The following is a 13,832-nucleotide window of genomic DNA, read 5'->3' as shown; positions in this document are numbered from 1 at the left end:
GACCCACCCACGGGTGGACGGGGTCGATCCCGGAGGCTGATGTGCCGCGAGCCGCGGTCGACGAGCCTGGGGTGGTGACGACCTACATCCATGGCCGGCCCGAACGGGCGGTCCGCCGCCGACGCCGGTCGGCGATCGTGCTCACCGTCGTGCTGCTCGCGGCGACGCTCGTCGGGCTGCACCTGGCCGACGCGACGGATGCCGCCTCCGCGCAGTCCCCGACGGCCGCACCCGTCCTGGACGAGGACCCCGCGCTCGCGGGCGTCGACGACGAGCTGGCCCGCCGGTTCACCGCGGCGCAGGCCGCGGCGGCCGACGACGGGGTGGTCCTCACGCTCACGTCGGGCCGGCGCACCGCCAAGGAGCAGCGTGCGCTGGTCGAGGCCGCGGAGAAGAAGTACGGCTCGAAGGCCGAGGCGCACCGCTGGGTGCTGCCCGCGCGCTCGTCGGCGCACGTCAAGGGGTTGGCGCTCGACGTCGGCCCGACCTCCGGCGCGCTCTGGCTCGGGGAGCACGGGCTCGCCTACGGGCTGTGCCGGACCTACGCGAACGAGGTGTGGCACTTCGAGAAGCTGCCCGGCGACCGCGACGAGTGCGCGCCGATGCACCCGGACTCCTCGTCGGGCTGGTGACCGGTCCGCGACCCCCCTGGCCGCGGACCGGTCGCCGGGTCACGCCGTGGTGCAGAGCGTGCCGTTGAGGCGGAAGGCCGTCGGCGCCGGGTTGGCGCCGCTGTACCCGCCGTTGAAGCCGAACGACGTGCTGCCGCCCGCCGGGATGCTCGCGTTGTAGCCGGCGTCCTTGGCCGAGACGTCGGCGCCGCTCTGGCTGGCGACCGCGTTCCAGGCCTGCTGGACCGTCTGGCCCCCGGGGAACGACCAGGTCAGGGTCCAGCCGTTGATCGCGGCGCCCTGGTTCTTGACCGTCACGTTGGCGGTGAAGCCGACGTTCCACGATCCCGGCACCGCGTAGGTGACCGTGCAGCCGCCCGCGGGGGGCGGGGTGGTGACCGTCGGGGTGGGGGTCGGCGTGGGGGTGACGGTCGGCGTCGGGGTGGGTGTGACCGTCGGTGTCGGGGTGGTCGGCGGCGTCGTCGGGGTGGCCGTGTTGAGTGCGGCCAGCGTCGAGGTGTACGCCGCCTTCGGGTTGCCGCTGTTGTCGAAGAGCAGCGGGTTCTCGCCCGTGCGCCACGAGTCGGAGTCGCGCACGCCCCACACGGTGATGCCGGTGCAGCGGGTCACCGCGAGGCAGGCCTTGGTGACGGTCGAGTAGACCGAGGGCTGCGAGCTGCCCTGCGCGACGTCGAGCTCCGTGATCTGCACGTCGACACCGAGGTCGGCGAAGCGCTGCAGGTTGGCCTGGTAGTCGCCCGGGACACCGGTGCCGAGGTGGCTCTGGAAGCCGACGCAGTCGATCGGGACGCCCCGGGACTTGAAGTCCTTGACCATGTTGTAGACGCCCGTGGACTTCGCGTTGACGCCGTCGGTGTTGTAGTCGTTGTAGCAGAGCTTGGCGCCCGGGTCGGCGGCGCGGGCGGCGCGGAAGGCGGCCTCGATCCAGTCGTTGCCGGTGCGCTGCAGGTTGGAGTCGCGGCGGCTGCCCCGGCCGTCGTCGGCGAAGGCCTCGTTGACGACGTCCCAGGCGTAGATCTTGCCCTTGAAGTGCGTCGCGACCTGGGTGACGTGGTTGATGAGCGCGGTGCGCAGGGCCGTCCCGGACAGGTTCTGCATCCAGCCCGGCTGCTGCTGGTGCCACGCCAACGTGTGGCCACGCACCTGCTTGCCCCCGTTGGCGGCGGCCCACGCGACGAGCCGGTCGCCCTGCGTGTAGTTGAACTGCCCCTGAGACGGCTCGGTCGCGTCCATCTTCATCTCGTTCTCGGGCGTGACCGAGCTGAACTCGCGTGCGGCGACGGCCGCGTAGGTCGCGTCGGACAGCTTCGACGGTGCGATCGCCGCACCGAAGTACCGTCCGCTCTGCGCGGCCGCGGCGCCGAGCGTGCTCGCCGCCGCCTGGGCGGGGGCCATGACGGCCAGGCACGTGCCGGCCGTCGCCATCGCGAGCGTGGCAGCGATCAACGCCTGCCGCCCGCGTCGTGGTGTGCTGCTCATGGGGTCACCTCTCTCGGGTACCCGCCGTCGTTGGCGGGTGGGCGGCTCCCCTGCGGCGGGGGCGTGCGCACATCCGCGTGCGCGCGCTCGGTCCCGACCAAGCCGTTACGGCCCACCGTGGCAGGGATCCGATAACGATGTCGAAGCCTGAAACGATTCGCACCGCCGATTGCCGCGCGTGGCCGGCTGATCGATCGCCGGGCGCTGCTGGCCGATCGTCTCGCCGATTCGGCATCGTCTCGCCGATCGGAACCGACGAGACGATGCCGAACCGGCGAGACGTGGGCCGGCCCGGACTCTGCTCCTCGCCGGAGACGACCCCAGGCGGGTCAGCGGGGGACGTTGCGGATGTTGGAGCGGGCCATCGCGACCACGTCCGCCACGCCGCCCCCGATCACCTGCTTGGCCATCGCGCGCGTGAAGCCGGAGACCTGCGCGCGCGTGATCTTGGGCGGCAGGGACAGGGCGCGCGGGTCGGTGACCAGGTCGACGAGGGCCGGGCCGTCGTGCGAGAAGGCCTCGCGCAGGGCGGACCGGATCTGGCGCGGGTCCTCGACGCGGACCGACGGGATGCCGACGGCGGCGGCGATCGCCGCGTAGTCGACGGCCGGGGAGTCGGTCGCGTAGGACGGCACGCCCGCGACGAGCATCTCCAGGCGGACCATCGCGAGCGACGCGTTGTCGAAGACGATCACCTTGACCGGCAGGTCGAGCGCCCGCAGCGTGATGAGCTCGCCGAGCAGCATCGACAGGCCGCCGTCTCCGGCGATCGCGACGACGGCGCGCGGCCGGGCCGCCTCGTCCCCCGTGCCGCCCGGTCCGGCAGGGTCGCCCGACGAGGTCGACGACGGCTGCGCCAGCGCCGCACCGATCGCGTGCGGGAGCGCGTTGGCCATCGAGCCGTGCAGGAACGAGCCGATCACCCGGCGCCGGCCGTTGGGCGTGATGTAGCGCGCCGCCCACACGTTGCCCATGCCGGTGTCGACCGCGAACACCGCGTCCTCGGGCGCCTCCTCGTCGAGGATCGAGGCCGCCAGCTCGGGATGGATCGGGGTGAGGTCCTCGGCGTCCTTCGTGTACGCGCCGACGACACCGGACATCGCCTTGTCCTGCCGGGAGAGCATCTTCTCGAGGAAGCGCCGGTCGTCCCGGGCCCGGACCAGGGGGAGCACCGCGCGGAGGGTCTCGCCCACGTCGCCGAGCACGGCGAGGTCGTTGCGCGTCCGGCGGCCCAACCTCGTCGGCTCGATGTCGACCTGCGCGGTCGGCACGTCGGGCAGGAACTCCGGGTACGGGAAGTCGGTGCCGAGCAGCAGGATCAGGTCGGCGCCCTCCAGCGCCGCCGCGCACGCGCCGTAGCCGAGCAGGCCGGTCATCCCGACGTCGAACGGGTTGTCGTACTGGATGACCTCCTTGCCGCGCAGCGAGTGGCCGATCGGGGCCGCGAGCTTCTCGGCCAGCGCGAGCACCTCGTCGCGCGAGCCGCGCACGCCGGCCCCGGCGAAGATGGTCACGCGGTCCGCGGCGTCGATCGCGGCGGCCAGCGCCCGGACGGACTCGTCGGCCGGGACCACCCGAGGGGCAGGCGCCGGGGTCAGCACGTCGATGCCGTCGTCGGCCGCCTCCAGCTCCGCGACGTCACCCGGCAGCGTGAGGACCGCGACGCCCGGTGCCCCGTACGCGTGGTGGATGGCCGAGCGGATGACACGAGGCGCCTGCGCTGCCGACGTGATCATCTCGCTGTACGCCGAGCACTCGAGGAACAGCCGGTCGGGGTGGGTCTCCTGGAAGAACTGCGTGCCGATCTGCGCGCTCGGGATGTGGCTCGCGATCGCCAGGACGGGGACCCGCGAGCGGTGCGCGTCGTACAGGCCGTTGATGAGGTGCAGGTTGCCGGGCCCGCACGAGCCCGCGCACACCGCGAGCCGTCCGGTCAGCTCCGCCTCGGCGGCGGCCGCGAACGCGCCGGCCTCCTCGTGGCGGACGTGCACCCAGGCGATGTCGACGCCGTCGTCCGCCGCCCTCCGCACCGCGTCGACCACGGGGTTGAGGCTGTCCCCGACGATCCCGTAGACGTGCCGCGCCCCCGCGGCGACGATCTGGGCGACGAGCTGGTCGGCAATCGTGCGATGGGCCATCCCCCCATCGTGTGCGCGGGATCGGCGTCCCGCACCTGCTCAGGCCAGGCCGGCCAGCGCCCGGTCGAGGATCGCCCGCAGCCGGGGCACGTACTCGTCGAGCCAGTCGCCCTCGTAGGCGCGTGGGGTGATCTCGACGAGCATCACGAGCGCGAGCTGCACGCGGTAGAGCAGCAGCCGGGTCGCCGCGGCCGGCTCGTCGACCGCCCACGGCTCGCCCGCCTCGGCGGCGTAGCCCGCGAGCAGGTGCGCGGAGGTGCCGTTCCACATCGCGTCGGAGCCGACCAGGTCGAACAGCGGGTCGCCCCACACCGCGCGCTCCGGGTCGATGACGCCGAGCAGCTCGCCCGACGCAGGGTCGACGAACAGGTTGCCGGGCCACAGGTCGGTGTGGACCAGGCGCGGGGTGGTGACCTCGGCGAGCGCGTCGGCGTGGCGGGCGACGGCGGCGCGGATCTCGTCGTCGGGCAGGACGGTGCCCCACCGCCGTCCGTCCGCCAGCAGCGCCTCGACGATCAGCCCGAAGGCCTCCGGCCACGTGTCCGCGAGCAGGCCGGGGCCGTGCGGGTACCCGAACCGCGGGCCGGTGACCGTCCCCTGCCGCGCGAGGTGCGCGCCGAGCTCGGTCTCGACGCGCATGAGCCGCGGGTCGCCGGGCTCGAACCCCGCCTCGTTCAGCGGGACGCCGTCGAGGTGGCTGACGACGACCACGTCGGCGGGCAGCAGCGTGCGGCTGAAGTCCGTGAGCAGCAGGGTCGGCATGCGCAGCTCGGGGCGGCCGTCGGCCAGTGCGTAGACGAGCGCCTCGGTGCGTAGCACGTCGTGCTCGTAGGTGAGCAGGCGGTCGGTCTCGTCGGGCGCGGCCTTGACGATCACCCGACGCCCGTCCTCCAGCGTGACCCGATGGGTGGTGGCGAACATGCCGCCCGTGAGCAGCTCCGCGGACGTCAGCGTCCCCAGGGGTGCGACGATCCGCGACAGGGCATCGGTGCTGGTCACCGCTCTACGGTAGCGCTCCGGCCGTCGTCATCGAAACGATTTGACTCGACGCACTCGGCGAGCTCGGCGGCCGAGACCGACGCGCCCGCGGAGGCGGACACGGACTGGTCCTCGAGCTGGTCGTGGACGTGCCCGGTGTGCTTGCCGCGCAGGGTCCGGTAGGACAGGAGCACCGCGACGACGGCGACGACCGCCGAGACGACGACCACCCGGAACCCGGCGCGCGACCCGTTCTCGTCGATCTGCGCGCCGGCGATGGACGAGCCGACCGAGACGCCGACGCCGAGCGCGGTGCCGACCCAGGTCAGGCCCTCGGTCAGCCGCTCCGGCGGGACCAGCTGCTGCACGAGCGCGTTGCCGTTGATGAGCGTCGGCGCGATCGCGAAGCCGGTGACGAACATGACCGCGGCGAGCATCCACAGCGAGTCGACGAGGAAGAACAGCGAGACGCCGACGGCGAGCGCGATCATCCCGTTCGCGAACCGCTGGTGCAGCGGGCGCTTCCAGTGCCGCGTGCCGTAGAGCAGGCCGGAGACGAGCGAGCCCGCGGCGAACACGGCGAGCACCGGCCCGGCGAGGTTCTTCTGGCCGGCCTCGTCGGCGAACGCGACGGTCGAGACGTCGTTGGCGCCGAAGATCGAGCCCATCGCGACGAACACCAGGACCAGCACGAGCATGGCCGGGGTGCGCAGCACCGAGCCGGTCGGGCGGGGCTGGTCCTTGGGGGCGACGGGCGGCTCGGTGGCCCGCAGCGCGCAGAACCAGTACCCGCCGATGATCATCGCGACGAGGGGGACGATCAGGCCGGCGGTCGGCTCGACGCCGGTGGCCAGCAGCGTCGCGGCCACGGGCCCGACGACGAAGACCAGCTCGTCGACCGCCGACTCCAGGGCGTACGCGGTGTGCAGCTGGCGCGGGTCGCTCAACGTGTTCGACCAGCGGGCGCGGACCAGCGACCCGAAGGACCCGATCGCCGCACCGGTCACCGCGGCCGTCACGTAGAGGACGGCCTCGGGGGCCTCGACGATCGCGGCGACGATCAGCCCGACGAGCCCCGCGGCCGACACGGCCACGGCGGGCCGCATGATCCGCGCCTGCCCGTGCCGGTCCACCAGCCGCGACAGCTGCGGCGAGCACACGGCCTGCGCGATGACGTAGACGGCCGAGACGCGGCCGGCCAGGCCGTAGGAGTCGTAGATCGCGGAGACCATGAGCACGATCCCGATGCCCACCATCGACATCGGCAGCCGCGCGAGCGCGCCGGACGCGGAGAAGGCGAGCGCTCCGGGCCGCTTCAGCACATCTCCGTAGGGCCCCAGCACCCGCCCAGTCTGTCACCCCGCGCGCGGCCGGCCGGTCGGGGGATGATCGGCGCATGACGGTTCACGTGACGGATGTGCCCGACGAGCAGCGCTACGAGGCGCGCGACGAGTCCGGGGAGCTGATGGGGGTGTCCTACTACGACGTCGTCGGGTCGACGGTGGCGTTCACCCACACCGAGGTCGACGAGCGCTTCGAGGGCCAGGGGGTCGCCGGCGCCCTGACCCGCTTCGCGCTGGACGCGGTCCGGGAGCAGGGCGACCGCACCGTCGCGCCCCTGTGCCCGTACGTGAAGGGCTGGATCGCCCGCCACGAGGACTACCAGGACCTGCTGGCCCCCTCCTGACAGCTCCGACCGGTGGGTTGCGCGCGGTTCCGCGGCGGGATGCGTGCGCAACCCACCGTTCGGGCACCGGACGGTGTCAGTGAGGGGTGAGTGCGGGGTCAGTGGGGGGTGCGGACCACGCGGACCTCGCCCGCGCCGAGCTTCAGCGTGCCCGTGACGCGGTCGCCCGTGAGGAGCTCGACGCCGTCGGCCGGCACGGCGACCGGCTCGTCGAGGTGGTTGATCGCGACGACGTAGGTGGCGGACGCTCCCGCGCGGCGGACGACCTCGACCCCCTCCGGCAGGTCCGGCGGCGTGATCCCCGCGTCGGCGTACGCGAGCCGCATCAGGGGGGCGAGCCCGTCGACGTCCAGGCGGGTCGAGAGGTACCAGCCGTGCCCGTCGCCGAGCGCGTGCCGGGTGATCGCGGGCCGCCCGGCGGCCGGGCCGTCGTCGTAGGCGCCGACCACGGACGCGCCCGCGAGCACGATGTCGTCGGCCCACACGTCCCCGGAGACCGGGGTCCCGGACAGGTCGACGCGCACGGACTGACCCGCGCGCAGGGGCAGGAACTCCTCGACGCTCATGCCGAGCGCCTCGCGCAGCGGAGCCCCGTAGCCGCCCACGTGCACCGCGTCGAACTCGTCGACCACGGCCGAGAAGTACGAGACCAGGAGGGTGCCGCCGCCGGCGACGTAGCGCGTGAGGTTGGCTGCGCCCGCCTCGGTGAGCAGGTAGGACGCCGGGGCGACGACCAGCGGGTAAGCCGACAGGTCGGCCTCGGGGTGCGCCATGTCGACCGTCAGGCCGTCGCGCCAGAGCCGCTCGTGGAACGCGGCGAGGCGCTCGCGGTGGTCGAGGTCGTCCGAGGGGCGCCACTCGAGGTCCTGCGCCCAGAACGACTCCCAGTCCCACAGGATCGCCGCGTCGGCGACGGTCCGGGACCCCCGCAGCTCGGCGAGCCGGCCGAGGTCGGCCCCCAGGGAGACGACCTCGCGCCACACGCGCGACGACGTCCCGGTGTGCGGCAGCATCGCCGAGTGGAACTTCTCCGCGCCCGAGCGGGAGGCCCGCCACTGGAAGAACAGGATCGCGTCGGCCCCGCGGGCCAGGTGCGACAGCGAGTTGCGGTGCATCTCGCCGGCCCGCTTCGCGACGTTCCGCGGCTGCCAGTTCACCGCCGACGTGGAGTGCTCCATGAGCATCCAGGGGCGCCCGCCGGCCACCGAGCGGGTGAGGTCCGCGGCGAGCGCCAGGCCGACCTCGGGGTGCTCGTCGGCCGCGGTGAGGTAGTGGTCGTTCGAGACGACGTCGACCTCGCGGCCCCAGGCCCACAGGTCGGTCGACGGGCAGGCGCCCGCCATGAAGTTCGTCGTGATCGGGACCGAGGAGTGCGCGCGGATCGCGTCGCGCTCGGCGACGAAGCACTCGCGCAGCGCGTGGTCGGTGAACCGCGCGAAGTCGAGGCGCTGGGCCGGGTTGACCACGCTCGCGGCGACCGCCGGGACGCCCACGTGGTCCCACGAGCCGTAGCGCTGGCCCCAGAAGGCCGTGCCCCACGCGGCGTTGAGCGCGTCGAGCGTGCCGTACCGGTCCTGCAGCCAGGCGCGGAAGGCCGCGGCCGACGACGGGGAGTAGTCCTCCGAGACCGGGGCGCCGTACTCGTTGTGCACGTGCCACAGCGCGAGCGCGGGGTGCGACCCGTAGCGACGGGCCAGCTCGGTGGCGATCCGGACGGAGGCGGAGCGGTACTCCGGCGAGCTCGGCCCGGCCATGCCGCGCGAGCCGAAGCCCAGCGCCGTCCCGTCCCGCGTGACGACTCGCGCGGCGGGGTAGGTCGCGAAGAACCACGCGGGGGGAGAGGCTGTGGGGGTACCGAGGTCCACCCGGATCCCCGCGGCGTGCAGGAGCTCGACGAGCTCGTCGAGCCAGCCGAAGTCGAACTCGCCCTCGCTCGGCTCGAGCAGCGCCCAGGAGAAGATGCCGATGCTCACCAGGTTGACGCCGGCCTCGTGCATGAGGGCGATGTCCTGGTCCCAGACCTCGCGCGGCCACTGCTCGGGGTTGTAGTCCCCGCCGTAGGCGATGGCGTCCAGGCCGAGCGGCCAGGACGGCGAGGTGGGACCGGGATCGGCGAACATGACGCTCCATCGAGTCAGTGAAGTGTGTGCGAATGCTGTGCACGCTCACAGTCACTGTGACCGCGCACAACGACCAGATAACACTGTGGACACGGTGGTTGACAAGTCCTTGAACGCTGAGGCACTGTGACCGGGCACAGGCAGGCGTCGCTGGGACGCCAACCGTTCGTCGCAGAGCTGCGACGGATCTCGACGAGGAGGTCAGATGCGCCTGCACCCAGGCATCAGAGCCGCAGCGATCATCGCTGCAACCACGCTTCTTGCCGCCGGCTGCACGTCCGGCGACGACACGTCCGGCACGCCGTCGGCGGGCAGCACGGAGAAGGCCGAGAAGGTCGACCTCACGTTCTGGACGTGGGCACCGGGCATGGACGACGTGGTCAAGGCGTGGAACGCCGAGAACCCGGACATCCAGGTGACGGTGAACAAGCAGGACGGCGGTGACCCCGCGGTCACCAAGCTGCTGACGGCCATCAAGGCCGGTTCCGGCGCACCCGACCTGATGCAGACCGAGTACCAGAAGATCCCGACGCTCGTCGCGGCCGACGCCCTGGCCGACATCTCCGGCTCGGTCGACTCGAGCATCGCGGGCCACTTCGCGGACGGCACCTGGCAGTCCGTGACGCTCGGCGGCGACGCCGTCTACGGCATCCCGCAGGACTCCGGCCCCATGGAGTTCTACTACCGCGAGGACATCTTCAAGAAGTACGACCTCACGGTCCCGACGACGTGGGCCGAGTACGCCGACGTCGCCACCAAGCTGCACGAGGCCGACCCCAAGGCCTACCTCGGCACGTTCTCGGCCACCGACGCGGGCTGGTTCACCGGCCTCACTCAGCAGGCCGGTGCCTCGTGGTGGGGCATCAACGGCGACGCGTGGTCGGTCGACATCGACTCCGCCGCGTCGCAGAAGGTCGCCTCCTACTGGGGCGACCTCGTCGAGAAGGGCGTCATCGACAACAAGCCGATGTACACCCCGGAGTGGAACGCCGCGCTGAACGACGGCACGCAGGCCGGCTGGGTCTCCGCGATCTGGGCCCCCGGCGTCCTCGCGGGCAACGCCGCCGACACCCAGGGCAAGTGGAAGATGGCGCCCATGCCGCAGTGGAACGCGGGCGACGACGCCACGGGCAACTGGGGTGGCTCGGCCACGTCGGTGACCTCGCAGTCGAAGAACGTCGAGGCCGCGACCAAGTTCGCCACCTGGATGAACACGAGCCAGGAGGCCGTCAACATCCTGGTCGCCAAGGGTGGCCTCTACCCGGCCGACCTCCCGGCCCAGGCCGAGGCGCTCTCCGCCCCGCCGGCCTTCTTCCCGAACCAGCCGGACTTCTACACGACGGCCACGGACATCGCGAAGACGGTGCAGCCGTTCTCCTACGGCCCGAACGTGAACGTCGCGTTCTCGGCGTACAACGACGAGTTCGGCAAGGCCGCCGAGTCGAAGAAGGCGTCCGCCTTCCTCACCGCGCTCACGGGCATGCAGAAGGCCACCGTCGACGACCTGAAGAACTCCGGCTTCACGGTCGACGAGTAAGGCACCCGGGCGGCCACCCGCACCCCCCCTCGCGGGTGGCCGCCCACCCCATCACCTTCGACAGGAGACCGGACGATGACCGTCCAGACGCCTCCCCGCGCCCGTCGCCGCCGCAGCGGCCGGTTCGCGCCGTACGTCTACCTCGCCCCGGCGATGACCCTCTTCGCGCTGTTCCTCGCGCTGCCCATCGGCTACGCCCTGTACCTGAGCTTCCGCACCGTCAAGGTCAGCGGGCTCGGGCTCGGCAAGGGCGCCCGCACCGAGGTGTGGGCGGGCTTCGACAACTACGCCCGGTCGCTGACCGACCCCGACTTCATCGACTCGGTCATCCGGGTCGCGCTGTACGGGCTCGTGCTCGTGCCCGTGATGCTCGGCCTCGCGCTGCTGTTCGCGCTGCTGCTGGACTCGCGCCGGACCCGGGCGCGTGGCTTCTCGCGGGTCTCGATCTTCCTGCCGTACGCGGTGCCCGCGGTGATCGCCTCGCTGCTGTGGGGCTTCCTCTACCTGCCGCGCGTCAGCCCGTTCTACTACGTGTTCGACAAGATCGGCTGGGACGCCCCGGACATCCTGTCCTCGCAGTGGGTGCTGTTCGCGATCGCCAACATCGGCCTGTGGGGCGGTGTCGGCTTCAACATGATCGTCATCTACACCGCACTCAAGGCCATCCCGTCCGAGCTCTACGAGGCCGCGCGCCTCGACGGCGCGACCGAGGTGCAGATCGCCTGGCGGATCAAGATCCCCGTGGTCACGCCCTCGCTCATCCTCACGTTCCTGTTCTCGATGATCGCGACGCTGCAGGTGTTCGCCGAGCCGATGACGCTGCGGCCGCTGACCAACACGATCTCGTCGACCTGGAGCCCGCTCATGAAGGTCTACCGGGACGCCTTCACGCGCGACGACATCTACTCCGCCGCCGCGACCTCGGTGATCATCGCGCTCGCCACGTTCGCGCTCTCGTTCGGCTTCCTGCGCCTGGTGCAGCGCCGTGCCTTCAGCCAGGAGAACAGCTGACATGACTGCCACCCTCGCTCCGACCAAGCCGCCGACCGTCGTCCGCGCGACCACGGGCGCCACGGGCCCGACGAACAAGCGCAGCACGCTGTCCACCGTGGTGCTGCTCGTCGGCGCCGCCTACTGCCTGCTGCCCGTGCTGTGGGTGCTCGTCGCGTCGACCAAGAGCGCCGGCCAGCTGTTCACGACGTTCACCTTCACGCCGTCCACCCACCTCTGGGACAACATCACCGACCTGTCGGCCTACCGCGGCGGCCTGTTCTGGCGCTGGATGGTGAACACCGCCCTGTACGCGGGCGTCGGCGCGCTGCTCTCGGTGGTCGTCTCCGCGATGGCCGGCTTCGGGCTGGCGAAGTTCAGCTTCGCGGGCAAGAAGGCGATCTTCAACGTCATCCTCGCGGGCGTGCTGGTGCCCGGCGTGGTGCTCGCGATCCCGCAGTACCTGCTGCTCGCGCAGGTCGGCCTGACCAACACCTACTGGTCGGTGCTGCTGCCGAGCATCATCAGCCCGTACGGCATCTACCTCGCCCGGATCTACGCGGCCGCGTCGGTGCCCGACGACGTCCTCGAGGCGGCCCGCACGGACGGCGCCGGCGAGGCGCGGATCTTCACGCGCATCGCGGTCCCGATGATGGTCCCGGGCCTGGTCACGGTGTTCCTGTTCCAGTTCGTCGCGATCTGGAACAACTACATGCTGCCGTACATCATGCTCGGCAACGACCGTCTGTTCCCCATCACGGTGGGCCTGTCCGGCCTGCTCAACCAGGGTGCGTCGCAGCCCGCGATGTACACCGCCGTGATCACCGGGGCCCTGCTGTCGATCATCCCGCTGATCGCCCTGTTCCTGCTCCTGCAGCGGTACTGGCAGGTCGACCTCGCCGCCGGCGCGGTCAAGGCCTGAGCGGCCCCCTAGAGTTCGCTGTGATGGAACCCCAAGGACAGGCGCGCAAGCGCCCGACGATCCGCGACGTCGCGGCCGCCGCCGGCGTCTCGCGCGGCACGGTGTCCCGCGTCATCAACGGAGGCCACTGGGTGTCCCCGGGCGCCCTCGCGGCCGTCGAGGAGGCCATCAAGACCACCGGCTACTCGATGAACCAGCACGCCCGCAGCCTCGCGACCGGCCGCTCCAACTCGGTCGCGTTCCTGCTCACCGAGGCGCAGCACCTGCTGTTCGAGGACCCCAACTTCTCGATCCTGCTGCGGGGGGCGGCCCAGGCGCTGGCCGCGCGCGGCATGCCGCTGCTGCTCATGGTGGCGGGCACGCCCGACGAGCAGAAGCAGGTGCTCGACTACGTCGGCGCCGGTCACGTGGACGGCGTGCTGCTCATCTCCTCGCACGCGGGCAGCCCCGTGCTGCGGTCCCTGCTGCGCCAGGAGATCCCGACCATCGCGTGCGGCATCCCGCTCGGCTTCGAGTCGACCGTCGGGCACGTCGCGGCCGACGACCTGGGCGGCGGCCGTCGCATGACCCGCCACCTGCTCGACACCGGGCGCACCCGCGTCGCCACGATCACCGGCCCGCTCGACACCCCCGGCGGGCGGCTCCGGCTCGAGGGCTACCGCACCGAGCTCGGCGACGCGTACGACGAGAGCCTCGTCGCGCACGGCGACTACACGCGCCAGGGCGGGACGTCCGCGATGCGCGAGCTGCTCGAGCGACGGCCCGACCTCGACGCGGTGTTCGTCGCCTCCGACCTCATGGCCACCGGCGCGATGCAGGTGCTGCGCGAGACGGGCCGGCGGATCCCCGAGGACGTGGCGGTGGGCGGCTTCGACGACTCCGGCCTCGCGGCGACCCTCGACCCGGCCCTGACCACGATGCGGCAGCCGTTCGAGCGGATCAGCTCGGAGATGGTCCGCCTCCTGCTGGACGTCGTCGACGGCGCCGACCCGGCCACCATCACCCTTCCGACCTCCCTGGTCATCCGCGCCTCCGCCTGACCCCCCGCGACCAGGTGGCTCTGCCCGCCTCGCCCGTGTTGGGCGTGCGCAACCACCTCCTCGCGGGCGACCGGCCCGCCGACCGGTGGACGACGCACGCTTCCCGGCCGGGTGGCGTGCTCAACCCACCGGTCGTCCGGCCGGCGACCTCGCGGGCCGGTCAGCCGCGGTGAGCGACCATCGCCGCGGGTCAGCCCCCCCGCGACCAGGTGGTTCCGCACGCCTCGACCTCGTTGAGGGTGCGCAACCACCTCCTCGCGAGCCAGCGGCTCGGCGAACGGTGGATGACGCACGCTTCCCGACCGGTTG

At 72.2% G+C, this 13,832-nt stretch carries 11 protein-coding genes; 6 read left to right on the top strand and 5 right to left on the bottom strand.

Annotation, left to right across the window (positions count from 1 at the left end; genetic code table 11):
* Window positions 1-74: 74 nt before the first annotated feature.
* Window positions 75-632: a D-alanyl-D-alanine carboxypeptidase family protein gene (locus EDF34_RS12065; RefSeq protein WP_148076622.1), complete on the top strand. Its 558-nt coding sequence runs from the start codon at window positions 75-77 to the stop codon at window positions 630-632.
* 39 nt (window positions 633-671) lie between these two features.
* Here EDF34_RS12065 and EDF34_RS12060 read toward each other — a convergent pair whose 3' ends face one another.
* The 4 genes from EDF34_RS12060 to EDF34_RS12045 all read right to left on the bottom strand — a co-directional run bounded on the left by EDF34_RS12060 (window position 672) and on the right by EDF34_RS12045 (window position 6,570).
* Window positions 672-2,111, bottom strand: coding sequence for an endo-1,4-beta-xylanase (locus EDF34_RS12060; protein WP_123371726.1), 1,440 nt, complete (start codon window positions 2,109-2,111; stop codon window positions 672-674).
* Between the two features lie 329 nt (window positions 2,112-2,440).
* Window positions 2,441-4,249 (bottom strand): pyruvate dehydrogenase, encoded by a 1,809-nt coding sequence (locus tag EDF34_RS12055; protein ID WP_123371725.1) that lies wholly within the window; start codon window positions 4,247-4,249, stop codon window positions 2,441-2,443.
* Window positions 4,250-4,288: 39 nt separating this feature from the next.
* On the bottom strand, window positions 4,289-5,248 hold the full coding sequence (locus EDF34_RS12050; RefSeq protein ID WP_233575354.1) for a phosphotransferase family protein: 960 nt from the start codon (window positions 5,246-5,248) through the stop codon (window positions 4,289-4,291).
* Complete coding sequence (locus EDF34_RS12045; RefSeq protein WP_123371724.1) at window positions 5,245-6,570, bottom strand: MFS transporter; 1,326 nt, start codon at window positions 6,568-6,570, stop codon at window positions 5,245-5,247. The genes EDF34_RS12050 and EDF34_RS12045 overlap by 4 nt, the downstream gene beginning before the upstream one ends.
* 53 nt (window positions 6,571-6,623) lie before the next feature.
* Between EDF34_RS12045 and EDF34_RS12040 the strand changes: the two genes are divergently transcribed.
* Window positions 6,624-6,914 (top strand): GNAT family N-acetyltransferase, encoded by a 291-nt coding sequence (locus EDF34_RS12040; RefSeq protein ID WP_123371723.1) that lies wholly within the window; start codon window positions 6,624-6,626, stop codon window positions 6,912-6,914.
* A 98-nt stretch (window positions 6,915-7,012) separates the two neighbouring features.
* On the opposite strand, the gene EDF34_RS12035 is transcribed toward EDF34_RS12040, so the two are convergent.
* Complete coding sequence (locus EDF34_RS12035) at window positions 7,013-9,034, bottom strand: beta-galactosidase (protein WP_123371722.1); 2,022 nt, start codon at window positions 9,032-9,034, stop codon at window positions 7,013-7,015.
* Window positions 9,035-9,239: 205 nt separating this feature from the next.
* On the opposite strand from EDF34_RS12035, the gene EDF34_RS12030 reads away from it, so the two are divergent.
* From EDF34_RS12030 to EDF34_RS12015, 4 genes are all read left to right on the top strand, one after another.
* Entirely contained in the window at window positions 9,240-10,571 is a 1,332-nt protein-coding gene (locus EDF34_RS12030; protein WP_123371721.1) for an ABC transporter substrate-binding protein, read from the top strand.
* Between the two features lie 75 nt (window positions 10,572-10,646).
* Complete coding sequence (locus EDF34_RS12025; protein WP_123371720.1) at window positions 10,647-11,582, top strand: carbohydrate ABC transporter permease; 936 nt, start codon at window positions 10,647-10,649, stop codon at window positions 11,580-11,582.
* 1 nt (window position 11,583) lies between these two features.
* Window positions 11,584-12,483 carry a carbohydrate ABC transporter permease gene (locus tag EDF34_RS12020; RefSeq protein ID WP_123371719.1) on the top strand — a complete coding sequence of 300 codons (900 nt, stop codon included), beginning with the start codon at window positions 11,584-11,586 and terminating at the stop codon, window positions 12,481-12,483.
* 23 nt (window positions 12,484-12,506) lie between these two features.
* Complete coding sequence (locus EDF34_RS12015) at window positions 12,507-13,523, top strand: LacI family DNA-binding transcriptional regulator (protein ID WP_123371718.1); 1,017 nt, start codon at window positions 12,507-12,509, stop codon at window positions 13,521-13,523.
* The last annotated feature ends 309 nt before the right edge of the window (window positions 13,524-13,832 follow it).

The organism is Cellulomonas sp. PhB150 (assembly GCF_003755175.1).
Taxonomy (GTDB): Bacteria; Actinomycetota; Actinomycetes; order Actinomycetales; family Cellulomonadaceae; genus Cellulomonas.
Note: the sequence above shows the minus strand (reverse complement) of the source record. Positions and strands in the feature narration are given on the sequence as shown.